The organism is Subdoligranulum sp. APC924/74, from assembly GCF_003324125.1.
Classification (GTDB): Bacteria; Bacillota; Clostridia; order Oscillospirales; family Ruminococcaceae; genus Gemmiger; species Gemmiger qucibialis.
The window spans coordinates 1-26,917 of the sequence record NZ_PSQF01000019.1 but is presented as its reverse complement, the minus strand read 5'-3'; the positions used below and the strand labels follow the sequence as shown (position 1 = coordinate 26,917).

Annotated in this window: 25 protein-coding genes and 2 tRNA genes; 23 read left to right on the top strand and 4 right to left on the bottom strand. The window is 56.2% G+C overall.

The window, feature by feature from the left end; all coding sequences use genetic code 11:
- The first annotated feature begins 140 nt into the window (after positions 1–140).
- Both C4885_RS06975 and C4885_RS06970 read left to right on the top strand, forming a co-directional pair.
- Positions 141–2,141 carry a collagen binding domain-containing protein gene (locus C4885_RS06975; protein WP_147237792.1) on the top strand — a complete coding sequence of 667 codons (2,001 nt, stop codon included), beginning with the start codon at positions 141–143 and terminating at the stop codon, positions 2,139–2,141.
- A gap of 2 nt (positions 2,142–2,143) precedes the next feature.
- The gene (locus C4885_RS06970; RefSeq protein ID WP_113999646.1) at positions 2,144–3,052 is read left to right on the top strand and encodes a class B sortase; all 909 of its coding nucleotides are present in this window, start codon (positions 2,144–2,146) and stop codon (positions 3,050–3,052) included.
- A gap of 335 nt (positions 3,053–3,387) precedes the next feature.
- Here the strand turns inward: C4885_RS06970 and C4885_RS06965 are convergent, their stop codons facing one another.
- The gene (locus C4885_RS06965; RefSeq protein WP_113999645.1) at positions 3,388–4,401 is read right to left on the bottom strand and encodes an alpha-hydroxy-acid oxidizing protein; all 1,014 of its coding nucleotides are present in this window, start codon (positions 4,399–4,401) and stop codon (positions 3,388–3,390) included.
- Positions 4,402–4,700: 299 nt separating this feature from the next.
- On the opposite strand from C4885_RS06965, the gene C4885_RS06960 reads away from it, so the two are divergent.
- Positions 4,701–6,398, top strand: coding sequence for a M3 family oligoendopeptidase (locus C4885_RS06960; RefSeq protein ID WP_113999644.1), 1,698 nt, complete (start codon positions 4,701–4,703; stop codon positions 6,396–6,398).
- Positions 6,399–6,684: 286 nt separating this feature from the next.
- Here the strand turns inward: C4885_RS06960 and C4885_RS17000 are convergent, their stop codons facing one another.
- The gene (locus C4885_RS17000) at positions 6,685–6,870 is read right to left on the bottom strand and encodes a hypothetical protein (protein ID WP_242979503.1); all 186 of its coding nucleotides are present in this window, start codon (positions 6,868–6,870) and stop codon (positions 6,685–6,687) included.
- Between C4885_RS17000 and C4885_RS06955 the strand changes: the two genes are divergently transcribed.
- From C4885_RS06955 to C4885_RS06920, 8 genes are all read left to right on the top strand, one after another.
- Complete coding sequence (locus C4885_RS06955) at positions 6,784–7,203, top strand: DUF4097 family beta strand repeat-containing protein (protein ID WP_371681643.1); 420 nt, start codon at positions 6,784–6,786, stop codon at positions 7,201–7,203. The genes C4885_RS17000 and C4885_RS06955 overlap by 87 nt on opposite strands.
- A 254-nt stretch (positions 7,204–7,457) precedes the next feature.
- Positions 7,458–8,963: an IMP dehydrogenase gene (locus C4885_RS06950; RefSeq protein WP_113999642.1), complete on the top strand. Its 1,506-nt coding sequence runs from the start codon at positions 7,458–7,460 to the stop codon at positions 8,961–8,963.
- 241 nt (positions 8,964–9,204) lie between these two features.
- Positions 9,205–10,887 (top strand): ABC transporter substrate-binding protein, encoded by a 1,683-nt coding sequence (locus C4885_RS06945; protein ID WP_113999641.1) that lies wholly within the window; start codon positions 9,205–9,207, stop codon positions 10,885–10,887.
- Between the two features lie 527 nt (positions 10,888–11,414).
- Positions 11,415–12,335: an ABC transporter permease gene (locus C4885_RS06940; RefSeq protein WP_242979502.1), complete on the top strand. Its 921-nt coding sequence runs from the start codon at positions 11,415–11,417 to the stop codon at positions 12,333–12,335.
- A gap of 3 nt (positions 12,336–12,338) precedes the next feature.
- Positions 12,339–13,244 (top strand): ABC transporter permease, encoded by a 906-nt coding sequence (locus tag C4885_RS06935; protein WP_113999640.1) that lies wholly within the window; start codon positions 12,339–12,341, stop codon positions 13,242–13,244.
- A gap of 20 nt (positions 13,245–13,264) precedes the next feature.
- Entirely contained in the window at positions 13,265–14,251 is a 987-nt protein-coding gene (locus C4885_RS06930; protein ID WP_113999639.1) for an ABC transporter ATP-binding protein, read from the top strand.
- The gene (locus tag C4885_RS06925) at positions 14,248–15,228 is read left to right on the top strand and encodes an ABC transporter ATP-binding protein (protein ID WP_113999638.1); all 981 of its coding nucleotides are present in this window, start codon (positions 14,248–14,250) and stop codon (positions 15,226–15,228) included. Before C4885_RS06930 ends, C4885_RS06925 begins: the two co-directional genes overlap by 4 nt.
- Before the next feature lie 23 nt (positions 15,229–15,251).
- Positions 15,252–16,103, top strand: a complete 852-nt coding sequence (locus tag C4885_RS06920) for an SH3 domain-containing C40 family peptidase (RefSeq protein ID WP_113999637.1) — start codon at positions 15,252–15,254, stop codon at positions 16,101–16,103.
- A gap of 283 nt (positions 16,104–16,386) precedes the next feature.
- Here C4885_RS06920 and C4885_RS06915 read toward each other — a convergent pair.
- Positions 16,387–16,471 (bottom strand) — tRNA-Tyr (locus C4885_RS06915).
- A gap of 256 nt (positions 16,472–16,727) precedes the next feature.
- Here C4885_RS06915 and C4885_RS06910 point away from each other — a divergent pair.
- A tRNA-Leu gene (locus C4885_RS06910) sits at positions 16,728–16,811 on the top strand.
- 148 nt (positions 16,812–16,959) lie between these two features.
- Here C4885_RS06910 and C4885_RS06905 read toward each other — a convergent pair.
- On the bottom strand, positions 16,960–17,853 hold the full coding sequence (locus C4885_RS06905; protein WP_113999636.1) for a PLP-dependent cysteine synthase family protein: 894 nt from the start codon (positions 17,851–17,853) through the stop codon (positions 16,960–16,962).
- 324 nt (positions 17,854–18,177) lie between these two features.
- On the opposite strand from C4885_RS06905, the gene ylxM reads away from it, so the two are divergent.
- From ylxM to mraZ, 11 genes are all read left to right on the top strand, one after another.
- Positions 18,178–18,579 carry a YlxM family DNA-binding protein gene (gene ylxM / locus C4885_RS06900; RefSeq protein WP_256359660.1) on the top strand — a complete coding sequence of 134 codons (402 nt, stop codon included), beginning with the start codon at positions 18,178–18,180 and terminating at the stop codon, positions 18,577–18,579.
- Positions 18,569–19,912 carry a signal recognition particle protein gene (ffh, locus tag C4885_RS06895; RefSeq protein ID WP_113999635.1) on the top strand — a complete coding sequence of 448 codons (1,344 nt, stop codon included), beginning with the start codon at positions 18,569–18,571 and terminating at the stop codon, positions 19,910–19,912. The genes ylxM and ffh overlap by 11 nt, the downstream gene beginning before the upstream one ends.
- A 122-nt stretch (positions 19,913–20,034) precedes the next feature.
- Positions 20,035–20,274 carry a 30S ribosomal protein S16 gene (rpsP, locus tag C4885_RS06890; RefSeq protein ID WP_113999634.1) on the top strand — a complete coding sequence of 80 codons (240 nt, stop codon included), beginning with the start codon at positions 20,035–20,037 and terminating at the stop codon, positions 20,272–20,274.
- A 19-nt stretch (positions 20,275–20,293) separates the two neighbouring features.
- Positions 20,294–20,527, top strand: coding sequence for a KH domain-containing protein (locus C4885_RS06885; protein ID WP_113999633.1), 234 nt, complete (start codon positions 20,294–20,296; stop codon positions 20,525–20,527).
- Positions 20,528–20,617: 90 nt separating this feature from the next.
- Positions 20,618–21,148 carry a ribosome maturation factor RimM gene (rimM, locus tag C4885_RS06880; RefSeq protein ID WP_113999632.1) on the top strand — a complete coding sequence of 177 codons (531 nt, stop codon included), beginning with the start codon at positions 20,618–20,620 and terminating at the stop codon, positions 21,146–21,148.
- 3 nt (positions 21,149–21,151) lie between these two features.
- Positions 21,152–22,384 carry a tRNA (guanosine(37)-N1)-methyltransferase TrmD gene (trmD, locus tag C4885_RS06875; RefSeq protein ID WP_113999631.1) on the top strand — a complete coding sequence of 411 codons (1,233 nt, stop codon included), beginning with the start codon at positions 21,152–21,154 and terminating at the stop codon, positions 22,382–22,384.
- Between the two features lie 277 nt (positions 22,385–22,661).
- A complete protein-coding gene (locus C4885_RS06870; RefSeq protein ID WP_113999630.1) occupies positions 22,662–22,925 on the top strand; it encodes an HPr family phosphocarrier protein in 264 nt (87 codons plus the stop codon).
- 104 nt (positions 22,926–23,029) lie between these two features.
- Entirely contained in the window at positions 23,030–24,874 is a 1,845-nt protein-coding gene (uvrC, locus tag C4885_RS06865) for an excinuclease ABC subunit UvrC (protein WP_113999662.1), read from the top strand.
- Between the two features lie 221 nt (positions 24,875–25,095).
- Positions 25,096–25,644 carry a 16S rRNA (guanine(966)-N(2))-methyltransferase RsmD gene (rsmD, locus tag C4885_RS06860; protein ID WP_113999661.1) on the top strand — a complete coding sequence of 183 codons (549 nt, stop codon included), beginning with the start codon at positions 25,096–25,098 and terminating at the stop codon, positions 25,642–25,644.
- A complete protein-coding gene (locus C4885_RS06855) occupies positions 25,641–26,126 on the top strand; it encodes an ATPase (protein ID WP_113999629.1) in 486 nt (161 codons plus the stop codon). The genes rsmD and C4885_RS06855 overlap by 4 nt, the downstream gene beginning before the upstream one ends.
- Positions 26,127–26,417: 291 nt before the next feature.
- On the top strand, positions 26,418–26,834 hold the full coding sequence (mraZ, locus tag C4885_RS06850; RefSeq protein WP_113999628.1) for a division/cell wall cluster transcriptional repressor MraZ: 417 nt from the start codon (positions 26,418–26,420) through the stop codon (positions 26,832–26,834).
- Positions 26,835–26,917 lie beyond the last annotated feature (83 nt).

The following is a 26,917-nucleotide window of genomic DNA, read 5'->3' as shown; positions in this document are numbered from 1 at the left end:
TTGGAAGCTTTGCAGGTTGAAAGCCGTACAAGGATATGATAAAATAAACTACATAGTTAAAGGAACAAGATAAAACGAGCAGACGTTATAAAATGATAAAATACATTGCAGCGTCTGTAAAAAACAAGGATGTCAGGTGATTGAGGTTGAAAACGTTGAACCAGAAGATGGAATACTTACGGAACGGCGTGCGGTACTGCCTGTTGCTGATTTTGTTGGTGCTTGCCTTTGCAACAGGTGCCCATGCGGCACAGGATGATTACTATTATCCCAATTATGATGCATCGGCCAATGGATGTGTGGACTTGATGAATTACGTCAAGCGTGTTACCGTTACGGTCAATGGTGTGGACTATACCCTGAACCAGCTGGACCAGATGCGCCAGCAGGGAACCCCGCTGACCATGCAGGTTGGCGATACCATCTCCTTCAACGTGCTGTTCGGTTTGCAGGGCCGCGCTTATGACCCGAACGATGCCACACTGGTGGATGAGTCCAATTCGACCTATGTGACCTATGCCCATGATACAACCATGCTGGATGGCACAACGGTGGCAGCGGGCAGCCAGGCAATCCTGGATGACTCCAGCCTGATGAAAGAAAACACCACCAAGGGCAACAGCTACCTGCGTATGGATATCGGCTGGCTGCTGGATGCCTGCCCCGGCAACTATAATATCGAGTATACGGATGGCAACGTCAGCTTCTATCAGGGCGGCGAAAACAACCGCTATCTGTATGTTTACTTCCCGCACGGCATTGGCAATGATACCTATGCTGAGAACGGCTACTTTACCATTACCACAACCCTTTCCCGCACGATGGACAGCATTACCATCCCGGTACCCAACTGTTTTTTTGGTTCTCGTACCAGCTGGATCGTGTACGTTATGGTCAAGGAACATGTGGAAAACAGTTACTCCGGCAACATCAGCAGCTATGGCCGCATCACGGTCAAGAAAAAGTGGATTACCGATGACAGCAACCACGGCCCGGCCAGAATTGTGCTGACCTATACCCAGGATGGCCAGCAGCGCAGCGCCACCCGTACCATCACGGGGGATGGCACCGCTTACTTTGATATCCGCCAGGGCATGACCAACTGCAACATCAGCGAGGATATGACCGGCCTGGATGGCTATGTCTCCACCATGACCACCAGCGATGACGGCAAAACCTTTACCTTTACCAACGCCAAGCGGCAAAAGCTGATCGTGAGCAAAAAGTCCGCCACCGGCAGCGATGAACTGCCCGGCGCAAAACTGGTGGTTTACAGCGTAGGCTCCGATGGTACCCAGAGCGAGATCGACAGCTGGAAGACCGAAAGCACTCCGCACGAGATGCAGCTTTCGCCCGGCAACTACCTGCTGCGCGAAACTTACGCTCCGGCAGGCTATGCCATGACCAGCGATATTACCTTTACCATCAATTCGGATTTTACCGTTGCCGTAACTTCCAAATCCGGCAAGCTGGATGGCCAGACATTGACTGTTATTGACCAGCCACTGGAAGTCAAGCTTTCCAAGGTGGACCCCAACGGCAACTCTCTGGCAGGGGCTTCCATGACGCTGACGGATAAGAACACCGGCAAGCTGGTTCACAGCTGGGTTTCCGGTACAGAACCGGAAAAGCTGGTGATGACCGGCAACACCGGCGAGGTGCTGGTGGCAGGCCATACTTACATCATGCACGAGGAAAGCGCCCCGGAGGGCTATGCGCAGGCTGCGGATGTAGAGTTCTACTTTAACGGTGACGGCACCATCCCCAACTGTGGTTACCACCTGGTCAAGATGGTGGACCAGCCGAGCGCAACGCCGACACCGAGCAATCCTTCGGAGAACCCGGACAAAACGCCCAACCCGGATGGTGATCCGACCCCGGGTAATCCCGGCGACAACCCGAATATGTCGGGTAACGCAATACCCAATGGCGATGGTGATACCCCCAAGATTAGCCCCACGGCCCCGCCGAATGTTCCGGCTTTTGCAAACGGTCAGTACGGTCTGCCCACCGGAGACAGCCCGGTGATGTGGATCTTCCTGGCGCTGGCAGTTGTATGTATTGGCGCGGCTGTTGGTGTGACCGTGGTGCGCAAAAAGAAAGAAAACGGCGATGATGCCTCGCATTCCGACAGGGGGTAAGCATGAACAGACAAAATCCCTCTTATAGCGGGCAGCCCCGCCGCTCCACAGGCAGCAGTACCCACCACAAATCCAGCAGAAAGCAGTACACCATGTACCGTGAGCCGCCGGAGAAAGACCCCAAGCCGCGCCGTCGGCGCAGTACGGATGGCGTAACGGCAGCGCAGCTTTCCAAGTTTATTGTACCGGCGCTGCTGGCTGCCGCGGTGGTGTTCCTGCTGTTGTTCTTCTGGCAGTGGACAAGCTACCAGAAAAGTGATGAAGAATACCAGACCCTGCGCACCCAGCTTGTCTGGATGGATACCAGCACCGGCGGCGATAACGCCCCGGCTTCCCGCCTGGACTTTACCGCGTTGAAAGAGCAGAACCCGGACGTTACCGCATGGCTCAGTGTGCAGGGGCTGGAACTTTCGCTGCCGGTGGTGCAGAACGAAGATTCCAACTATTACCTGCGCCGCAGCTTTTCCGGCAGAAGCAGCAACGATGGCTGTCTGATCCGCCCTTCGTGGGATTCCACCAGCTGGGCGGACGGTCTGTGCCATGTGATCCATGGCCACAACATCCATAACGGCGCCATGTTCGGCAAGCTGGATGCTTACCGCAAGCAGGATTTTTACAGCGCAAACCCAACGTTTACCCTGTACACGCCGGATGGCGACTACCAGTGCCGCATCTTCTCGGCACACGATGCCAAATCGGACGACCCGTGCTATGCGCTGGATTACAGTGAGGGCGAAGATTACGATGCCTTTTTGCGGTATCTGAAAGAACTTTCGCTGTATGATACCGGCGTGGATGTTCCCAGCGGCAGCCATATCCTGACGCTTTCCACCTGCCGCTCCGCCTATGCTTCCAACAACCAGCGCTTTGTGGTACACGCCATCATGGAACCCATCAACCACGCGCAGTAAGGTTGCAGGATAGCGAGACAAAAGCACCCGAAATGATAAGACAAATTTAGATAACCGCCCGTCTGTTTGGAATATGACATTCCGGCAGGCGGGCGGTTATTTTGGTTTTGTATTTGTATAGTATGAAAAAAGGGCAGAAACCCTGCCCAATTTGTAGGGAACGGTCAAGACCGTTCCCTACAGAGCAATAAAAAATATCATCTAAAACAACCTAGGCCCGCTGCATCCCAAAATCCTGTGCAACGGGCCTTGATCTTATTTTGTATGTAATACGAGATTAAAGTTTCTTCTGTTCCTTCTTTTCAAAGAAGGAACACAAACCCTCGTAAAAAAAATCACACTCTCACCATGTTGCGGGTGATCTCGGCCAGAGAATGTGCACCGCACATACTCATGGTGTCGGCCAGCTCACCGGCCAGCTTGTCCACATACACCTGAACACCCTCGGCACCGGCACCGTAAATGGCGTTCACAAAGGGGCGGGCAATCAATACGGCGTCTGCGCCAAGGGCCAACGCCTTAAATACATCCACACCCGTGCGGATGCCGCCATCCACCAGAATCTTGCAGCGGCCATTGACGGCCTCCGCAATTTCCGGCAGAACTTCTGCTGTGGCGGGCACCTGGTCCAGAACGCGCCCGCCGTGGTTGGAAATTACGATCGCCGAAGCACCGGCTTCCACCGCTTTCTGCGCGCCGCGTGCCGTCATGACGCCCTTGATGATGAACGGAACCTTGGCATCCGCAATAATGCCGCGCAGCTCCTCCACCGTTTTGCTGCCGGCGGGCGGGTTCAGGTTCTTCAAAAACGGCAGACCGGCGGCGTCAATGTCCATGGCAACGGCAAACGCGCCGGTGGCACGCACCAGGGCCATCTTTTCTGCAATCGTCCCGGCATCCCAAGGCTTTACGGTTGGAATGCCAAACCCGGCATTGGCTTTTACCGCCTTGCAGGCACCCACCATAACCGCGGGATTGGTGCCGTCACCGGTGAAAGCCAGGATCCCGGCATCGTGGCAGGCGGGGACCAGAATATCATTGTACTCCAGGTCGGTGTACTTGGTGCCGTAATGCAGCTGCATGGCACCCACCGGCCCGGCAAAAACCGGGATGCGGTAACTGTGGCCGAACATTTCCAGCGTGGTGTCCGGCTCACCCGATTCGCAAATGGTGTCCATGTTCACCCGCACGTTCTGCCATGCGCTGTAATTGCGGATGGCAACATCACCCACGCCCTTGGCACCGGGACCCGGCACCGTGTTGCGGCAGGCACGCCCATCACACACAGGGCACGCTTTGCAGGGCCCCATCTGGCCACGCGCTGCAGTAAGTACTTCGTTATACGTCATGGTCGTTTGCTCCTTTGTGGCGGCAAAAGCCGCAGTGTTTGCTCACTGCCATTGTAGCCTATTTGCCGCAAACCCGCAAGTGCATTTTGCCCGCCGCACAGGGGGCTACCCAAATACCTGTTGGTGTGCTATGATATTAACATAACAAGGTTTAGCGCCAAATGCCCGTGCCTGCACGGAAAAATACTTATCCGTTGGGAAAGCCGAAAAAGCAAAAAAAATGGCCTGTTTTTGCAACGTGGCGGACTTTTTGAATTTCCGGTATCCCCAAAATGGATGTACAATAGAAAGGAATCGCTATGAAATTTTCAGAAATGAAGTACGAACGCCCGGACCTGGATAAGGTTCTGGCCCAGTGCGAAGAGTATGCCAAAAAGATGGCCGCTGCCCAGAGCGGCGAAGAACTGGTACAGCTTTACCGCGAAGAAAACGCCATGATGGCCCATTACCACACGGCATCCTGCCTGGCATCCATCCATTATACCCAGGATACCCGCGATGAATATTGGAGCGGGGAACAGGAATGGTTTGATGCAACCGGCCCGGCGGTCAGCAATGCAGCACGCAATGTTGCGGAGGCGATTCTTTCCAACCCGCACGCCAAAGCGCTGGAAGAAGCGTTCGGTACCCGCATTCTGCCCAGCCTGCGCAACCTGGTGCTGAGCATGGACGACCGGGTGATCGAACTGCAGAAAGAGGAAAATGCTCTGACCAGTGCTTACCAGAAATTGTACGGCGGTGCAATGGCGGAGCTGGACGGCAAACAGCTGACCATCCCGCAGCTGACGCTGTATAAGCAGAGCACTGACCCCGCCATGCGCCGTAAGGCTTACGAGGCGGAAGCCGTTTACTTTGACGCCCACCGCGCCGAGTTTGACGAGATCTATGATAAGATGGTCAAGAATCGCAACGAGCAGGCACGCATCCTGGGCTACAACGATTACAGCGAGCTGAGCTATATCCGCATGAACCGCATCGGTTACGGCCCGGCGGAGGTTGCCGCGTTCCGCCAGGAAGTGGTGGAGCAGGTGGTGCCCATGATCCAGAAGGCTCTGGCTCTGCGCAACAAGCGCACCGGCATTGAGAACCCCATGTTCTGGGACAGCACCATCAGCTTTGCGGACGGCAACCCCGTGCCGCACGGCAGCTATGACGAGCTGATGGCCGGTGCCCGCAAGATGTACCATGAGCTCAGCCCCGAAACGGCAGAGTTCATCGACTTCATGCAGGATAACGAGATGTTCGACGTTCTCAGCCGCCCCGGCAAAATGAGCGGCGGTTATGAGGAAATGCTGCCCGATTACAAGACCCCCTTCATCTTTGCCAACTGGAACGGCACGGCGGGGGATGTGGATGTGCTGACCCATGAAGCAGGGCATGCGCTGGAAGGCTACCTGGCTGCCCGCAGCCCCAAGAACATCCCCGAAGATATCCAGTGCCCCGGTATGGAGAGCGCCGAGATCCACTCCATGAGCATGGAGTTCCTGACCGCCCCGTGGCATCACCTCTTCTTTAAGGAGGATACGGATAAATACGAGCTGCTGCACGCCGAGGACAGCTTTATCTTCCTGCCATACGGCTGCATGGTGGATGAATTCCAGCACATTATGTATCAGCAGCCAGATCTTACGCCGGATGAACGCAATGCCGTCTGGCTGGAGCTGGAAAAGAAATACCGCCCCTGGAACAAGTTCGGCGACCTGCCGTTCTATGGCCGCGGCGCAGGCTGGCAGCGCCAGCTGCATATCTTTGAATGCCCGTTCTACTATATTGATTACTGCCTGGCAACCGCCATTGCCCTGCAGTTCTTTGTGGCCAGCCTGAAGGACCACAAGGACGCCTGGCAGCGCTATATGAAGCTGACCAACCTGGCCGGTATGGCAACCTATACCGAGCTGGCCGAAAGCGCCGGAATGAAAGCCCCCTTTACCAAGGGCAGCCTGACCGAGCTTTCCCGCGCGGTGGCGGATTGGATCGAGCAGCATCAGGTAAGCTAAGGCAATACCGCATAATTCCCGCCTTGCGGCTTAAGCACCGCTCCGGCAGCTGCGGCACGGCATCTGCGTTGCCAAAATGCTCGATAAGACATCCAGTATTATCTGCGCTTTTGGCTTAGCTTCTGCCGCACCTCGCTCGCCGTATCGGCACTTAGAATTATGCGGTATTGCCCTAAAACAGAATAAGCATCACTTTTATGCCGCAGGCTGTGTGCCTGCGGCATTTTTGCTGCCATTTTTGAAGCAGTGGGAAAGAACCAGATAAAATATATTAACTGACATAATATTATATAATATATAGAACAAAATAATACCGGCAGAGCCGCCGCCACACGCAGCGGCCCTGCCGGAGATAGAACTGGAACAGATAGCGCTGAATCTGAACCTGGGCAGCGCCGACCTTGGTACACTGAAAGCCAAAAGCATACAGGCAGACCTTGCCCTCGGCAGCCTGTATGCGGATGAGCTGCAAACCGGGCAGCTGGATGCAACGCTTGCCCTGGGCAGTGCAGAGCTTGGCACCGTGCAGGCAGAGCGCGTGACGATTGAAAACGCCCAGGGCGATGTGACGATCGACCGCCTGCTAGGGGCTAGTCAGGTGCAGGTAACCGATCAGCTGGGCAATATTGCCCTGACCCTGGGGGAAAAGGCAGACGGTTACAGCGTGCAGGCTGCATGCGGCCTGGGCAGTATTACGGTAAGCGGCGCCAAGCAGGCAAGCCCTTACAGCGCCAACAGCAAAGCAGCCAACGCTGTGATTCTGGATGCCGCGCTGGGGGATATTACCCTGAACTTTGAGGAATGAGCGGGGAAAAGAGCATCACATGTGCGGCATGCCGGAACGCGTTTGGGGCCCGTTCCAAACGGCGGACGGGTGCCGATGTGCAAAATGTTTTGATTAGTCATACTCTTGTGCCTGGCCATGGTGCAGTTTATACAACTTTTGCCCAAAAGGCCAAAAAAAGATTTAATACAACAAATTTTGCATATTGTACGCGAATGTGGTACAATAACCAATAAGCAAATCAGGCAACGAAAAGGGTAAAGGAGAATTGCGAAATGGCGTATTATTTTAGTGAACCGTCCCGTACCTTCGGCGAGTATCTGCTCGTCCCCGGCTATTCCTCTTCGGAGTGCATCCCCACGGCTGTCAGCCTCAAAACCCCGCTGGTCAAGTACCGCAAGGGCGAAGAAGCCTGCCCCCTGACCATGAACATCCCCATGGTTTCGGCTATCATGCAGTCCGTTTCCGGTGAGAAGCTCGCCATTGCCCTTGCCAAGCAGGGCGGCGTTTCTTTCATTTACGGCTCCCAGTCCGTTCAGTCCGAGGCTGATATGGTTCGCCGTGTCAAGGCTTACAAAAAGGGCTTTGTTACCTCTGATTCCAACCTGCCGCCGGAGGCTACCCTGGCTGATGTGTTGGACCTGAAAACCCGTACCGGCCATTCCACCGTTGCCATCACGGCTGACGGCACCCCCCACGGCAAGCTGCTGGGCATTGTGGCATCCCGTGACTACCGCCTGTCCCGCATGAGCACCGATCTGAAAGTGACTGAGTTCATGACCCCGCTGGACAAGCTGGTTACCGCACCGGCCAACACCAGCCTGCATGACTGCAACGATATCATCTGGGATAACAAGATCAACTCTCTGCCGCTGGTAGACGAGCAGGGCAACCTGCAGTATATGGTTTTCCGCAAAGATTATGATTCCCACAAGGAACATGCCAATGAGCTGCTGGATGCCAACAAGAGCTATGTTGTCGGCGCCGGCATCAATACCCGCGACTATGCCGAGCGCGTGCCCGCCCTGGTGGATGCCGGCGTGGATGTGCTCTGCATCGACTCTTCCGAAGGTTACAGCGAATGGCAGTCCCGTACCATCGCCTGGATCCGTGAGCATTACGGCGACAAGGTAAAGGTCGGTGCAGGCAACGTGGTGGACCGCGAGGGCTTCCTGTTCCTGGCAAAAGCCGGTGCAGACTTTGTCAAGATCGGCATTGGCGGCGGCTCCATCTGCATCACCCGCGAAACCAAGGGCATTGGCCGCGGCCAGGCAACCGCCGTTATCGAGGTTGCCAAAGCCCGCGATGAATACTATGAACAGACCGGCATCTATATCCCCATCTGCTCCGATGGCGGCATTGTGCATGACTACCACATCACCCTGGCATTGGCAATGGGCGCTGACTTTGTTATGCTGGGCCGTTACTTTGCCCGCTTTGATGAATCCCCCACGAACAAGCTGCGCGTTGGCGGCAACTATGTGAAGGAATACTGGGGCGAAGGTTCCAACCGTGCCCGCAACTGGCAGCGCTATGACCTTGGCGGTGCCCAGAAGCTGAGCTTTGAGGAGGGCGTTGATTCTTACGTTCCGTATGCCGGCCCGCTGGCCGATGGCGTGCAGACCACGCTGTACAAGGTGCGTTCCACCATGTGCAACTGTGGTGCGCTGTCCATCCCGGAACTGCAGCAGAAAGCCCGCCTGACGGTCGTTTCTTCCACCTCCATTGTGGAAGGCGGCAGCCATGACGTTATCCTGAAAAACAACCCGAACAATGTTTAAGCTGTTCCGGGTTGGGGCACCACGGCCAGCAGAATTTGCGCTTGCAATCTGATAGGATTTGTGGTATTATAACCAACATGAGATGCAAAGGGGCAGCTACCAATACAGCTGCCCTTTTTTGCACTTTTGCGGGTTCAGGCGGTAACATTGTGCGTTTTAACCGCCTGGGGCCGGGGACTCAGCCCCAAAACAATCAGGGGCGCGGCAGAATGGCTGCGCCAATTAAGAGAGGGAAAGAATTATGAAAAAATTTGCCTGCGTTGCACTGAGCACTGCACTGCTGGCCAGCATGCTGGCTGCCTGCGGCAGCTCCGCATCCACCACCCCAGCGGCTTCCTCCGCTGATACATCCTCCGATACCGGGGCATCTTCCACCGAAGCTGCCGCTTCCACCGGGGCTGCAGCAGATGGTTCGCTGCACGTTGCCATGAACACCGATATCCAGACGATGGATGTGCACAAGACCAACAACGACTACATGGTGCCGCTGAATATCTTTGACCGCCTGTTTGAGATCAAAACCAATGCGGACGGCTCCACTGAGCTGGAGAAGAGCCTGGTGGAAGACTACACCGTTTCGGACGACGGCCTGACCTATGATTTCACCCTGCGCAGCGGTGTTACGTTCTCTGACGGCACCCCGCTGACCGCCAACGATGTCAAGTATACCTTTACCCGTATGCTGGCCCTGCCGGACAGCGTGCAGACGGATTATGCCTCTGCCATTGCCGGTGCGGAAGCTGTGATGGATGGCACCGCCACCGACCTGGAAGGCATTCAGGTGATTGATGACACCCACTTTACCGTTACCCTGTCGGATCCGTTTGCCGGTTTCCTGTATGAGCTGGCAACCGCTTCCTGCTCCATCATGAGCGAGAAGAACGTGGAGGAAGCAGGCGACCAGTTTGGTATGGACTGCTCCAAGACCATCGGCTCTGGCCCGTATGTGGTCACCAGCTGGACCCGCGACAGCAGCATTGTGCTGGATGCCAACCCCAACTACTGGGGCGAAAAGCCCAGCGTGCAGCATGTGGAAATTTCCATCGTGCCGGATTCTTCCACCATGAGCATGATGTTCCAGAACGGTGAGCTGGATATCCTGGACTGCGATTACATTGACGCTGCAGTTGTCAACTCTACCTACAAGACCCAGTATGCCGATGATATCGTAACCTCCAACCGTCTGGGCACCACCTACATGGCTCTGAACGAGAATGTGGAGCCGCTGAACGATGTCAAGGTCCGCAAGGCCATCCAGATGGCCATTGACCGCCAGACCATCCTGGATACCGTGTATAACGGCGATGGCAACCTGGTGGACGGCATTTACCCCAAAGGCCTGATCGGCTACACCGAGGACAACGAGGGTTGGTTGAAGTACGACCCCGAACAGGCCAAGAGCCTGCTGGCCGAAGCCGGTTACGCGGATGGCTTTACCATGGAGATTGCTGCCGATAACTCCAGCAGCGATTCCACTCTGCTGGTCATCCAGATCGTGCAGCAGTACCTGCAGCAGATCGGGATTAACGCCGAGATCAAGAGCTATGACCCCGCCAGCTGGCTGGATCTGCGCAAGAGCGGCGATATGGTCAGCTTTGTCAGCTCCTGGACGGCCGACTATAATGACCCGGATAACTTCATTTACACGTTCTTCGGTACCCCCGAAAAGAGCAATGTGCGCAGCCTGAACTACTTTAACACCGACGCTATGAGCCGTGTTGCTGCCGCCCGCGGCATTGTGGACGACACCGAACGCCTGACCGAGTACGCCGCGCTGGAAAAGCAGATCGTGGAAGAGGACGCTGCATGGGTACCCATGTTCAGCCGTTCCCACCTGTTTGTTAAGGGCGACCGGATCGCCTCCTTCACCCCGCACTGGGCCGGTTATAACGATACCCAGTATATCAACGTTACCTTGAAGTAATTTTTGGACAAAAAAAGTTACAAATAATGCAATGCAGGCTGCGACCACAGGTTGCAGCCTGCATTTTTTATGTTATAATTTTAATGCTTGTATATTTTACAGCATAAAAGTGTAAAAATATACAGTCGCTCAAACAGACTGTCCATAAGGTAAAACTGTATTCTGCCTGGCAGGAACCGTAGGGGCGCACATTGTGCGCCCACGAACCTGAAAACTTAAGGCAACACCGCACAATTCCCGCCTAGCGGCTTAAGCACCGCTCCGGCAGCTGCGGCACGGCATCTGCGTTGCCAAAATGCTCGATAAGACTTCCAGTATTATCTGCGCTTTTGGCTTGGCATCTGCCGCACCTCGCTCGCCGTATCGGCACTTAGAATTATGCGGTATTGCCTTAGCGCTTTTTATAAAAGCGCTGTGCCGAAGCAACGCCTGCGGGGAAAATGATATTCACCTGCACAGAGCATGGTTTTAACCGATTGGCAGTTTGGAAACAGCGGCTGTGAGGGACAAAAGGGGAGTGACTCCGTGTGAAAAGCGTGATAAAGCGCATTTTGGGCACCATTCCGGTGCTGATCGGCGTGGTACTGCTCATCTTCATCATGCTGCGCATTGTTCCCGGCAATGCGGCGGCTATGCTGCTGGGTGAACATGTGGACCAGGCCACCATTGACCGCCTGACTGAAGTGATGGGGCTGGATAAGCCGGTGATCGTGCAGTTCTTTGACTATCTGGCCGGGGCGATTCATGGGGACCTGGGCATCAGTTATAAATATAACCGCGCTGTTACCGATATGATCATAGAGGCGTTCCCCTACACGCTGGAACTGGCCCTGCTGGCGGCGCTGTTCGCCTGGGTGCTGGGCCTTGGCACCGGTATTATAGCAGCCATCAGGCAGAACAGCCTTGTGGACCACCTGTTCATGGGCGTTTCGCTGGCTGGCGTTTCCATGCCTATTTTCATGGTGGCGCTGCTGCTGCAATACCTGTTTGCCTTCAAAATCAAGGCATTCCCGCTTACGCTGGATGGTACCTTCCTTTCCATGATTCTGCCCGCCATTGCCCTGGGCTGGAACAGCGCAGGCAGCATTGCCCGTATGACGCGCTCCAGCCTGCTGGAAGTGATGCAGGCGGATTATATTGATACCGCCCGTGCCAAAGGCCTGCGCAAGCAGGCGGTTATTCTGGGCCATGCGCTCAAAAACTCCATGCTGCCGGTCATTACCATGATGGCATTGCAGTTTTCCGGCATGCTGTCCGGCGCAGTTATCACCGAGAGCATTTTTGCCATTCCCGGCATCGGCCGCCTTGCCACCACAGCAATCCAGAACCGTGATATGCCGGTGCTGCAGGGGACCGTGCTGTTTACCACCGTGCTGGTCATTGCAGGCAACCTGATTGCGGACCTGCTGTATTCTGTGCTGGACCCGCGCATCAGAAAGGAGGCATAAGCCATGGCAGACGAAATGTTGAAAAATGCCCAGCCGCAGGAATTGGAAAGCCAGATCGGCGAAGAGGACGGCCTGAAAGAGCAGCTGCTGCGCATGTGCCGCCAGAACAAGCTGGCCGCCTTTTCGGCTGTGCTGATTCTGGTTGTCATCCTGATAGCTATTTTTGCTCCCGTTCTGGCCCCCTATGGTGAGGCTGAGCAGGACCTGATCAGCCGTTTGCAGGGCCCCAGCGCTGCCCACTGGTTTGGCACGGATGAACTGGGCCGCGATGTGTTCTCCCGTATTCTGTATGGTTCGCGCCTCTCGCTTACCATCGGTATTCTGCCCAGCATCATTTCGCTGGTGGTGGGCATCTTCTTTGGCCTGCTGGCTGGTTACTTTGGCGGCTGGGTGGATTATGTCATCATGCGCCTGGCGGATATCATGCTGTCCATCCCGTCCCTGCTGCTGGCCATGGTGGTTATGTACACCCTGGGCCAGTCCACCGTCAACCTGTTTATCGCGCTTTCCCTCACCAGCTGGGCCAGTGTGGCCCGCGTGGTGCGCAGCCAGACCCTGAGCCTGAAGGAGAGCGAATATGTTGAGGCTGCCCGTTCGATCGGCGTCAGCAACGGCAAAATCATGCTCAAGCATATCCTGCCCAACTGCATTCCCTCATTGATCGTTCTGTTTACCCTGAATGTTCCCTCTGCCATTCTGTCTGAAAGCTCGCTGAGCTTTTTGGGCATCGGCGCACAGCCCCCGGCAGCATCCTGGGGCCTGATGGTCAACCAGTCCAAGCAGTTTTTGTTCACCCAGCCCTGGTTGGCCTTGGCACCCTGCATTGCCATTATGATCGTGGTGCTGGCGTTCAACTTTTTGGGTGACGGTCTGCGCGATGTGCTGGACCCCTACATGAAGAACCAGTAACGGCGGGGGAGAAGTAAAAGATGGAAAATAATAATAATGTTCTGGAAATCCGCGGCCTGAACTCCTATTTCTTTACCGAAAAAGGCGTGGCCCCGGCGGTGGATGGCCTGGACCTGGATATTCCCAAGGGCAAGATCATCGGTCTGGTGGGGGAGAGCGGCTGCGGAAAAAGCATGACCGCCAAATCCATTATGGGCCTGCTGAAATACCCCGGCCGCGTGGCGGGCGGCAGCATCCGGTTTGAAGATCAGGACCTGACCAGACTTTCGGATAAAGAGCTGCGCAAGATCTGCGGCAATGATATTTCGATGATCTTTCAGGAGCCGATGACCAGCCTGAACCCGGTGCTCAAGGTGGGCCGCCAGGTGCGCGAAACGCTGCTGGTGCATAACCCGACCATGAGCAAGGCGGAAGCCAAGCAGCGCGTGGTGGAAATGTTCCAGCGTGTTGGCATCCCCGAAGCGGAAAAGCGCTATGACTGCTACCCGCACGAGCTTTCCGGCGGCCTGCGCCAGCGCGTGATGATTGCCATGGCCATGGTATGCAAGCCCAAGCTGCTGATTGCCGATGAGCCCACCACCGCACTGGATGTGACAATTGAAGCCCAGATCCTGCGCCTGATGAAGGAGCTGCGGGACGAAACCGGCATGAGCGTGCTGATCATCACCCATAACATGGGCGTTGTGGCGGAAATCTGTGACTATGTGTATGTCATGTACGCAGGCAAGATCATGGAACAGGCCGAAACCTTTGAGCTGTTTGACCATACCATGCATCCCTATACCAAGGGCCTGCTGGATTCCATCCCGCGCATTGGCCAGAACGCCGAGCGGCTGCACACCATCCCCGGTGTGGTGCCCAACCTGCTGCACCTGTCGCAGGGCTGCCCGTTCAGCAACCGCTGCGAATATGCCACCGACCAATGCCGCACGGAAAAAGCGCAGCTGCATCCCGTTGCACCGGATCATCAGGTGCGCTGCTTCCGCTGTGAGGAGGAACATCAATGAGCGAGGTAAAACACGAAGTTCTTTTGCAGGCAAAAGGTATTTATAAAAACTTTGAAACCAGCAAAAAAGACCAGGCCGTCCATGCCCTGACCAATGTGGATCTGACCCTGTACCGCGGCGAAACGCTGGCCCTGGTGGGGGAGAGCGGCTGCGGCAAAAGCACCCTGGGACGCACCCTGATCCGCATGCTGCCCGCAACCAGGGGCAGCGTGACCTTTGAGGGGCAGAACATCACCGCCATGAAGGATAAGGAATTTGCCCCCCTGCGCCGCCGGATGCAGATGGTCTTCCAGGACCCGTATGCCAGCCTTGACCCGCGCATGAAGGTGCGGGATATCATTGCCGAACCGCTGGAAACCTATCATGTATGCAAAACCAAAGCCGAAACCACCCACCGCGTGCTGGAATTGATGCAGGCTGTTGGTGTACCGGCAGAGTTTTTGAACCGTTACCCGCACCAGTTCAGCGGCGGCCAGCGCCAGCGCATCGGCATTGCCCGCGCCATTGCGCTGCAGCCGGACCTGATCGTCTGCGATGAACCGGTCTCCGCATTGGATGTTTCGGTGCAGAGCCAGGTGTTGAACCTGCTCAAGGACCTGCAAAAGCAGTACGGCCTGACCTATCTCTTCATCGGGCATGATCTTTCTGTCATCAACTTTATTGCGGACCGCGTCTGCGTAATGTTCCTGGGCCATGTGTGCGAGGTTGCTACCAAGGAAGAGCTCTACAGCCGCCCCATGCACCCCTATACCGCCTTTTTGATGGATGCCATCCCGCAGGCGGATCCACACCGCCGCAACCAGCACCGCCGTGTGCTGATGGGCGAAGTGCCCAGCCCGGTCAACCTGCCGTCCGGCTGCTGCTTCCATACCCGCTGCCCTTACGCAACGGAGCGCTGCCGCACCGAGGTTCCGGAGCTGCGGGAATGGGATGGCCGTATGGTTGCCTGCCACCGCGCGGGCGAAAACTGGGACTGAGATAACACAGTGAGGAAATAACAATGCAGGCAGTAATCAATGTGGCCATAGCGCCGCTTACCACAAACCCGGCCCTCTGGGCGCAGAACCCGCAGCAATCCCGTTTGGTGGATGAGCTTTTGCTGGGCATGCCGGTGAAAATTGCCGGCGAAGCCGAACAGCACATGGTACCGGTACGCACCTTTTACGGCTATACCGGCTGGGTAGCACAGGATGCTTTGCTGACTGGCCCCAAGGCGGAAGAATGGCTGGTTCAGCCGCAGATGGTGGTCATAGCCCGCTGGGCTGATGTGCTGGCGGAACCCCGTGTGCAGGGGGCCTGCGTGGCTGCTGGCCTGCCCTTGGGCGCCCGCGTGGCCGTGCAGGGGGGGCCGGAAGACGGCTGGCAGGCCGTAACGCTGCCGGATGGCCGCACCGGTTACCTGCGTGCGGACGCGCTGGCCCCGCTGTACACCCAGCCCTGCGAGCAGGACCAGGAAAAGCTGCGTGCAGCCATTGCCCAGGCAGCCAAGCGCTACCTTGGCACGCCCTACCGCTGGGGCGGCAAAACCCCGGCGGGCATTGATTGCTCCGGCCTGTGCAGCATGGCATACCTGCTGTGCGGTATTTCCATCTGGCGGGATTCCGAGCTGAAAGAGGGCTACCCCATCCATCCGGCCCATGTTTCGGATATGCGCGTGGGAGATCTGGTGTATTTCCCCGGCCATGTGGCGCTCTATCTTGGCAATGGAGAGTACATTCATTCCACCGCGCGAGCAGGGGATAATGGTGTTGTGATCAACAGCTTTTACCCGGATTCCCCCCTCTACCGCCCTGACCTGCCCAAGCAGATCACCGCAGTAGGCTCCTACTTTGCCCGCCGGGAGGCAACCTGATAAAATTGAAATGAAGAAAAGCGCCTCTCTGTGATAGGAACAGAGGGGCGCTTTGATATGGGTTTTGTAATAAATGCGGTCAAAAGTGCGGGAAAAAAGAACTAGACGATTAAATATACGTTTTAACGTTCAACACTTTGGCGGGAGCTGGTGGATTCGCCAAGCCGCGGTCTAAGCAACAGTCCGCAGGACTGTTGCTTGCCGCCTTCGGGCGGCCGACCTGTTCGAACCCTACCAGTTCCAGCACAAAAAAAGACCCGCAACCTCAGTTGCGGATCTCTTTTGGTGGGAGCTGGTGGATTCGAACCACCGAAGCATTAAGCAGCAGATTTACAGTCTGTCCCCATTGGCCACTCGGGAAAGCTCCCATATTCATTTGTGCGCCTGCCTTAACAGTGCTTGATTAGTATATCAGAGCCTGAGCAAAAATGCAAGCCCTATTTTGAAAAAAATTGAAGTTTTTTGCTGCAATGCGGGAAAATGGGGTAAAAGATGCTGTATAACGAACAATTTTCGCGCGAGAAGGCACAGTGGTTAATAATTTGAAGAAAAGCCCAAAAAGCCCTTGCTTTTTTGCGGCGGGTATGCTAAAATACTTTTTGCAATGCCAAGGCATTGCCTTATGCGGAAGTGCTGGAATCGGCAGACAGGCACGTTTGAGGTGCGTGTGTCTATGACGTGTGGGTTCAAGTCCCATCTTCCGCACCAACCAAAAGAGCGCTGAATCGTTTAAGGTTCAGCGCTCTTTTGGTTTATCAGTACCCACTAGCCTCTCACAACGTACATAGAACAAAACAGGCCGCACAGCCTGCGCCATTCTTTAATGGCGGCAGCCGTGCGGCCTGGTCTATTTGAATCATTCGTAGGTGCGGCGTCCGGCAAAAATGCACAGAGGGCGGTTACACTTGCCGGTGCCCATCAGCTGGGTGGCAGCACACAGGGTTGCGCCGGCGCTGGAACAGGCGGGGATGCCGTCATAGAACAGCACCTCCCGTGCGGCGCGCTCGGCATCGGCCGAGGAGACCGTCAGCACGGTATCCACTACATAGGGGTTATAGTTTTCCGGCACAAAACCGGGCCCGATGCCCGCAATGCTGTGGTGGCCAATGAACCCGCCGGAAATGGCGGCGCATTCGCTGGGCTCCACGGCCACAATGCGGATCATGCTGTTCCAGGCTTTCAGGTATTCCGCCACGCCGGTAATGGTGCCGCCGCTGCCTACGCCGATCACCACAGCATCGATCGCATCCCCGGCGGCTTTTAAAATCTGGGGGCCGGTCACGCGGCGGTGGTATTCGGGGTTATCATCATTGGCAAAGTAGTTGGTAAAGTAACCGTTATAGCGGGCGGCGGTGTCCTTGGCAACCTGTTCCAGCGCACGGCGGCCGCCGCTGCCGCATACCACAATGCGCGCCCCCAGGTTTTGCAGATGCTGCCTGCGGGAAAGCGGCAGGCTGCTGGGCACCACCAGAATGCAGGGGTGGCCTGTGGTGGCACAGCTTACCGCAAGGGCAGCGCCAAAACTGCCGGAACTGGCTTCCACCACCGGCATACCGGGCTGCAATGTGCCGCGCTCGGTGGCAAAAGCCAGCATGGTTTCGGCCACGCCGTCCTTGCAGGTGCCGGTAGCGCCGCCGAAATCCAGATATGCCAATATGCTGGAAGCAAGTTCGTGCCGCCCGGAATACCCCGAAAGCCGCACCACCGGGGAACGGTACACGTCCTGATAATAGCTCTGCAATATTGCCATAGCCTGGCAGACCTCCTTGCAAAAATCAGGCAGGGGAGAACACGCAGTCCGTAAAATCCGCCCCGTTCTGTAAATTTCACCCAATATACAACATATTATAGCATATCCGGCGCGGCTTTGTACATGAAAAAAACATATTTTGCCGCAGTTTTTACGGCAAAAATGCTGGGTGGGCACAAAAAGCTGAAAAAAACGCAAAAAACAGCCGGATACCGCACCTTTGGGCCTTGACAGTATGACTTTAGAGTGTTATAATTCAAAAGCTGTAAAGAAAAAACACTTTACAGCAGTCAGAGAAACAGACAACACAAAGGGGGCACGGCCGTGGCAGCCAAAGCAGGTAAGGACCTTGGGTTTTCCATCCTGCTGGATTATTACGGCATGGTCCTGACGGAAAAACAGCGCAATATTCTGACAGAATATTATAACGATGACCTTTCGCTGGCCGAAATTGCCGAAAATTATGGCATAACCCGCCAGGGAGTACGGGATGCCATCAAGCATGGCGAAGCGACCCTGATGGAGATGGAGGAAAAGTTGGGCACTGCCCGCCGGACCGAAGCCATTCGGGCAGATCTTGCCCGGCTGGAAGAGCTTGTCAGCGAGGTGCGCGTGTGCAATACTGGGTTGTTTGAACCGGATACCCGCGTTCAGCGGGCTACCGAGGAGATGCTGACCATTATTCACCGCCTTGATACGCAGGAGGAACTGCCCGATGGCATTTGAATCTTTAAGCGAGCGTCTGAACGGCGTTTTCAAAAAACTGCGCGGCAAAGGCAAGCTGAGTGAAGCGGATATCAAGGCTGCGATGCGGGAAGTCCGCATGGCGCTGCTTGAAGCGGACGTCAACTACAAAGTCGCAAAGGATTTCTGCGCGCAGGTTTCGGAGCGCGCCATGGGCCAGGAAGTGATGGAAAGCCTGACCCCCGCCCAGCAGGTTGTCAAGATCGTCAACGAGGAACTGACCAAGCTGATGGGCGGCGAGGAACCCCAGACCCTGCACATCAAAAATAAGGGCCAGACCGTTATGATGATGTGCGGCCTGCAGGGTAACGGTAAAACCACCCATGCGGCAAAGCTGGGCCGCTTTTATAAGGCTCAGGGCCGCCGCCCACTGCTGGTAGCCTGTGATATCTACCGCCCCGCAGCAATTGACCAGCTGCGCATTGTAGGCGAGCAGGCAGGCGTTCCCGTCTATGAGATGGGCACCGAAAAGCCGGAAAAGATTGCCAAGCAGGCAGTTGAGTACGCCAAAGACCACGGCTATGATATCGTTATCATTGATACCGCAGGCCGTTTGCAGATCGACGACCAGCTGATGGACGAGCTGGTGCGCATCAAGCAGGCTGTTGAGGTGGATGAGACCCTGCTGGTTGTGGACGCCATGTCCGGTCAGGAAGCCGTCAACGTTGCCAAGACCTTTAACGAAAAGGTTGGCATCAGCGGCGTGGTCCTGACCAAGACGGACGGTGACACCCGCGGCGGTGCGGCGCTTTCGGTTCTGGCCGTTACCGGCAAGCCGATCTACTTCCAGGGCACCGGCGAGAAGCTGGATGCGCTGGAGCCGTTTTACCCGGCGCGCATGTCCAGCCGTATCCTTGGCATGGGCGATGTGCTGAGCCTGATCGAAAAGGCCCAGACCTTGCAGAATGACAAGGAAGCTGAAGAAGCCGCCAAGCGAATGATGGCCAACAAGTTCGATATGAACGATATGCTGACCCAGTTCGCCCAGATCCGCAAGATGGGCGGTGCATCCGCGCTGTTGGCCATGATGCCCGGCGCCAACCAGATCAGCTCCGAACAGATGGACCAGATCGATGAAAAGGCGCTGCCCCATATTGAAGCCATCATCTACTCCATGACGCCGGAAGAGCGTGCGCATCCTTCCATCATCAACCCCAAGCGCAAGCGCCGCATTGCGGCGGGCAGCGGCCAGACGGTTGAGGACGTGAACAAGCTGCTGCGCCAGTTTGAAGCCATGCAGAAGATGATGAAAAAGGTCAAGCGCAACCCCAAGGGCTTTATGCGCGGCCTTGGCGGAATGAGAGGCCTGCGCTGAGCAGCCTGTTATGAATTTGATATGACCCGTAAGCCTCTCTGGCCCCAGGGTGATATATAAATTGCAAGCCCACGAGGGAAAACCACGGGGCCGTAAAAACAAAATTTTGGAGGATATTTACCATGGTTAAGATTCGTCTGCGCCGCATCGGCGCCAAGAAAGCTCCTTTCTACCGCATTGTTGTTGCTGACAGCCGCTTTGCTCGTGACGGCCGCTTCATCGAAGAGATCGGCTACTACGATCCGACCAAGGAGCCCAGCGTTGTCAAGATCGACGCCGACAAGGCTAAGCAGTGGCTGGCCAACGGCGCTCAGGCTACCGATACTGTTCGTGTTCTGCTGAAGAAAGAGAACATCCTGTAATTAAACGGAGGAACGCCACATGCAGGAACTGCTGATTGCCGTTGCCCGTGGCCTTGTGGAAGATAAGGACGCGGTGCAGGTAACGGTTGACCCCGCGCGTGAGGACGGCACGGTTGTGTACCATCTCACGGTGGCAGAAGGCGACATGGGCCGCGTGATTGGCAAACAGGGCCGCATTGCCAAGGCAATCCGTGTTGTCATGCGTGCCGCCGCCGTCCGCCAGAACGAAAAAGTCGTGGTGGAAATCGGCTGATTTTTGCCACCCAGCACTCTGCCGCTTTGCGCGCAGGGTGCTTTTTATTTGCCGCCGCTTTTGTGTGATTTATTCTAGGAGGTTCCCCCTATGCAAAACTATCTGCCCGCCTGCAAAATTGTTTCCACCCACGGTGTCCGCGGCGAAATGAAAGCCCTGTCGCTGTGCGACGGCGCACAGTTCCTGGCCAAGTTCAAGCGCCTGTACGCTGCCGCAAACGGCAGCGGCGAAGTTGCGCTGCGCGGGGTGCGCGCCCAGGGCAATATGCTGCTGGTCAAGCTGGCCGGGGTGGAGGATATGGATGCCGCCCGCGCCCAGGTGGGCAAAACCTACTATTTTGCCAAGGCGGATGCCAAACTGCCGGAGGGCCGCTATTTTATTGATGATCTGATCGGCTGCACTGTGCTGCATGCGGACGATGGCCGCACCCTTGGCATCGTTGCAAAGGTGGACCACCCCGGCGTACAGGATATCTATATTGTGCGCGATGCAGCGGGGGAAGAGCACTGGATCCCTGCCGTGCCGGAGTTTGTGGTGGATGTGGATATTGCGGCCCGCACAGTAAAAATGCGCCCCATTGCGGGCATGTTTGATGAGCCGGTCAACGGCGATGAGGAGTAATTGATGCGCATTGATATTGTCACCCTGTTCCCGGAACTGTGCGATGGCTTTTTGAGCACCAGCATCCTGGGCCGTGCCCGCGCCAAAAACCTGTTTGAAGCGCACTGCCACCAGATCCGGGATTATACCAAAAACAAACAGCGCCAGACGGACGATTACCCCTATGGCGGCGGCTGCGGCATGGTGCTGTATGCTCAGCCCATTGCAGATTGCCTGCGCGCTGTGGCAGACCAGTGCGCCCAGCAGGGCCGCGCCAAGCCCCATGTGGTGTTTTTGACCGCCGCCGGGCAGCCCTATAACGAGGAGACCGCCCGCCGGCTTTCCAGCTATGAAAGCCTTGCGCTGGTGTGCGGCCACTATGAGGGCATTGACCAGCGCGTGATCGATACCTTTGGCGATGAGGAAATTTCCATCGGCGACTATGTGCTGACCGGCGGCGAGCTGGCCAGCCTGGTGGTGGCAGACAGTGTGTTGCGCCTGCAGCCCGGCGTTCTGGCTGAGGAAAAAGGCTACCAGGATGAAAGCTACTGGGACGGCCTGCTGGAATACCCCCAGTTTACCCGCCCGGAAGTGTGGGAGGGCCAGGCCATCCCGCCGGTGCTGCTGACTGGGGACCACAATAAAATTGACGCCTGGCGCGGCCGCCAGAGCCGGGAACGCACCCGCCAGCGCCGCCCGGACCTGTATGACCAGTGGTGCGCCACCCACCCGATCACCCAAATCCCGCGCTGGAAGCGTACCGAGCGTGCCCAGCTGATCAAGACGGATGCCCAGCTGGATGCCGCCGCAAAACTGTTTGCCGAAGGCTGCCGCACCGTCTGCCGGGATGTGTGCACCGAAGCAGGCCTTGCAGAATATACGCCGGAAGCCATGCGCCAGCGCCTGGAAGAAGAGCGCAAGGCGGGCTGGGCATTCTACCTGCACACCACTTCGGATACGCCGGACGGCATGGTGGGTGTCTGCCATAAAACGGGGGAGATCGGCCACCTGTTTGTCACACAGTCCGCCCGCGGCAGCGGCATTGGCACAAAGCTGCTGGATTTTGCGCGCAAAAAACTTGCGGAGCACGCCCGGCCCTGGCTGGCCGTGCTGGATGTAAACACGGCGGCCATCGGCCTTTACCGGCGCATGGGCTACCTGCCGGATGGTGTGCGGAACATGTACCAGCCGGGGGTGGATGTAGCGTTCTGCAAGCCCTGCAAAGAGTTTGTTATGCGCTATCAGCCCCAGGATTAAGGCTGAACCTGCGGTATTCTGTCGGTTTTTCGTACAGGTTTTGTAGTCTATCTACAATCCGGTTGAAAATAAACTGGTAAAGTTGCACAAGCAGGCCCGGCGCGATTTGTGCCAAATGCGGAATCCTGCCAAAATTGCAAATTTACACTGTACAAAGTCGAACAAATGGGATAAAATATAAACAATCAAGGCGGCACTGATTGTGCAATACCGCCTGAAAGGAGCCCGCGGTAGAGAACTTGGGCGTATCTTTTCATATAAGTAGGAGAGAATAATTATGTACGTTAAAGAAGTTACCGTTGAGAATCAGGTAGGTCTGCACGCTCGTCCGGCCACCTTCTTCATCCAGAAGGCAAACGAGTATAAGTCTTCCATTTGGGTCGAAAAGGAAGAGCGCCGCGTCAACGCTAAGTCCCTGCTGGGTGTTCTGAGCCTCGGCATCGTTGGCGGCACCACCATCCGTATCATTGCTGACGGCACCGATGAACAGGCTGCTGTGGATGGTCTGGTCAAGCTGGTCAACTCTGGCTTCTCTGAATAATCAGATCTTTTGTTTTGCGGCGGGTGACTGGTCACCCGCCTTTTTTTGTCTGCGCGGCCATGCCGCGCAGACAAAAAATCACTCACCACCCTTATTCAAAAACCATGACAAAACAAGAACTCTACAAAAAAGCCTGTATGCTCCCGCTGCTGCCGGGGGTGTATATCATCCGCGATAAAACGGATACCATCATCTATATTGGCAAAGCCAAGCGCCTGCGCATCCGTGTTTCACAGTATTTCCGCGAGGGCGTGCCCCATGACGCGAAGGTCACCCAAATGATCAACCACGCATTTGCGTTCGATGTCATCGTCTGCCAAAGCGAATTTGAGGCCCTGGTGCTGGAAGCCAGCCAGATTAAGGCCCATACGCCAAAGTATAATATCTTGCTCAAAGATGATAAGGGCTACAGCTATGTAAAGATCACCCACGGCCCCTGGCCGCGTATTTCTGCTGCCCTGCAAAAGGACGATGAGAACGCCGATTATATCGGCCCGTTCACCTCGGCTTTTGCGGTGCGGGAGATGGTGGAAACTGCCCAGAACTGCTTTTTGCTGCCCCGCTGCAATAAAGAGTTCCCGCGTGATATCGGCAAGGGCCGCCCCTGCCTGAATGCCCATATCGGCAAGTGCATGGCTGTGTGCAGCGGCAAAATCACCTGCGAAGCTTACAATGAGGCCGTGCAGGGGGCTCTGCGCATGATCCGGTACGGCAAAAAAGATATCGTCAAGCAGCTGAAAGAGAAGATGCAGGCGGCGTCTGACCGGCTGGATTTTGAAACAGCCGCCCTGCTGCGGGATCAGATCGCGGCCATTGACCGCGTGGCGGCGGGCCAGAAGGTGGTTATGGATGCCGGGACAGAGATGGACGTCATCGCGCTGGCGGGCACCACCCGCGCGGTATGCGCAGCGGTGCTGCGCTACCGGGATGGCCGCCTGACCGATAAGCGGGAGTTCGTCTTTCATGATACGACCGATATTGAAGCCGTGCGGGAGGAATTCCTGCCCCAGTATTATCTGGATGGCGAGACGATCCCCAAAACCATTGCGGTGGATACCCTGCCGCCGGACGCCGAAGCGCTGAACCAGGCGCTGAACGAAGCACGCGGCAGCAAGGTGGAGCTGTATGTGCCCCAGCGCGGCGATGTGGCCAAGCTGGTAACAATGGCCTACACCAACGCTGTGGAGCGCCTGGGGCGCGAGAGCGGCCGCTATACCCGCGAGGAAAAGCTGCTGGAAGAAGCCGCCCAGGTGCTGGGCCTGAAAACCCCGCCGAGGGTGATTGAAAGCTATGATATTTCCAACTGGGGCGATGGCTCCAGCGTGTGCGGTATGGTGGTGTTCAAGGATGGCAAGCCTTACCGCGCCGGCTACCGCCGCTTTAAGATGCGCACCGTTGCCGGCACAGACGACTATGCCTCTATGGCGGAAACGCTTTCCCGCCGGGCTGCGGAGTACGAGGCGGCACGGCGCGGCGAAAAGCCGGATAATGAAACCAACCAGTTTGCCACCATGCCGGATCTGCTGCTGATCGATGGCGGCCGCGGGCAGGTGAGCGCCGTTAAACAGGCACTGCGCGGCACGGCACTGGAACATGTGCCCACCTTTGGCATGGTTAAGGATGACCACCACCGCACCCGCGCCATTGTGGATGATGCGGGCGGGGAAATCGCCATCAACCGGCACCGCAATATCTTTACCTTTGTGACCAATATCCAGGATGAAACCCACCGCTATGCCAACGATTACCGCAAGCGGATGATGCACAAAAAGTCCTATGCGGCAACCCTGACAGAGCTGCCCGGCGTTGGCCCCAAGACCAGCGCGGCACTGCTGGCACATTTCAAAACCGTAACGGCAGTCAAGCAGGCGTCTATTTCGGACCTGGAAGAGGTCAAGGGCATCAGCCACGCCAAGGCGGAGAACATTTATAATGCTCTGCGCCAGTAAACTCAACGCCGGCAACGGCAGGAGAGGGGAAAACCCGGCTGGATTGCAGGCTGGGTTGTAAAATAAGAATGAATGACGGTAAACTCCCTTGACAAGCGGATTTGAACCATCCATAATGTATAAGTGCAACTGTTTATCCCGAATAGGAGTGCTCTGGCTTGAGCTTCCCAGCGGGATGGGTGGCTGCCATATAACAAATGAAAGGCAGGCGGCCTAACATGATGCGTGTGATTGCAGGTACAGCCCGCGGCAAAAACCTTGCTGCGCTACCGGGGGAGGATGTTACCCGCCCCACCATTAACCGCGTAAAGGAGGCAATGTTCTCCAGTGTACAGTTCTCTGTGCCCGGCGCGCGCGTGCTGGACTTGTTTGCAGGCAGCGGCCAGCTTGGCATTGAGGCATTATCCCGCGGGGCCAAGCGCTGTGTTTTCCTGGATGCTTCCCGCGAGGCGATCCAGATCGTGCTGGCCAACTGCAAAACGGCGGGCGTGTTTGCGCAGAGCCGGGTCATCCCGGATGATGCGTTCCACTTTTTGGCCACCACGCAGGAAGAGTTTGATCTTGCCCTGCTGGACCCGCCGTACCACCACGGCACGGTAGCCAAAGCACTGCCGCAGCTGGCAGCGCACATGGCCCCTGGCGGTGTGGTGCTGTGTGAAACAGAACTGGACGCCGAGCTGCCGGAACAGGTTGAGGGGCTTGTTTTGGCAAAACAATATAAGTACGGCAAGATTTTGGTAAGCCGCTATGAGAAAGAGGAACAGCTATGAATGTTGAGGAACTGCTGGATATGCTGGAGGAAACGCTGGAGGAGGGTACCGCTGTGCCGTTTGCCGCCGCCAAGCGTGTGGTAGATGTGGACCGCTGCCGCGATATCGTGGATGAGGTGCGCAATAACCTGCCCGATGAACTGCGCGACAGCAAAAAGATTGTGGCAGACCGCGAGCAGATTTTAAAGAACGCCCAGACCGATGCGGATAACATCATTAAGCAGGCAGAGGAACGCGCACGGGTACTGGTATCGGACAAAGAGATCACCAAGCGCGCACAGAAGATGGCCGTGGAGCTGGTGAACGCCGCACAGGCACAGGCGAAAAAGATCAACAATGCCTCCGCGGCTTATTGTGAGAATATCCTCAAAAACTCGGAGGAAGTTCTGGCCCGCAGTGTGGCGGATATCAAAAATACCCGCATGAACCTGCGCAACCTGGCCAGCCGCGGCCCCCATGGCCCACAGAAACCGAATCTGTAAAATCGGTCCCCTGTGCGGGCTTTGTGAAAGAAATCTGCACGGTTCCTGCCCCGCAAACAACAAATAAGACAGCATTTGTGAAAACTTTATGGCCCGCAGCGCTTTTTGGCGCTGTGGGCTTGCTTTTTGCCCCGCGATTTGGTACTATATAAGTGTTCCAGTGGGTAAAAGTGGACAGTTTAGGGTTAAAGTGGTGAGTTATCCACACATTCCACAGGGTTGTTAACCGCGAAATTCCGCTGAAACGCTAAAAAAGCGACAGTTCCAACCGGGAAGGGGGCGGGTTCGACAATGTTCATGGGTCAGTATGACTACGCAGTGGACGCAAAGGGCCGTCTGAATTTCCCCGCAAAGTTCCGGGATGGAATGGGCGAAACCTTTATCGTGACCCGCTGGCTGGACCATTGCCTTGCCGCGTTCCCGCCGGAGGAGTTTGAAAAAGTGGCCCAGCGCATTGCCGAAAAAGGTATGGTAAAGGGCCGCAATGTCAGCCGTATGCTGTATTCCTCTGCGGTGGAAGTAACACCGGATAAGCAGGGCCGCATTCAGCTGCCCGCAAAACTGCGGGAATACGCCAACCTGGACCACGATGTGAGCGTGATCGGCAACCGCAACTTTGCGGAGATCTGGAACACCCAGGATTGGGAAGCCCGCCAGGCGGAAAGCGATGAAGATTTTACCGCCGCAATGGAAGACCTTGATTTTTAAGATACAGGCAATACCGCATAATTCTAAGTGCCGATACGGCGAGCGAGGTGCGGCAGATGCTAAGCCAAAAGCGCAGATAATAC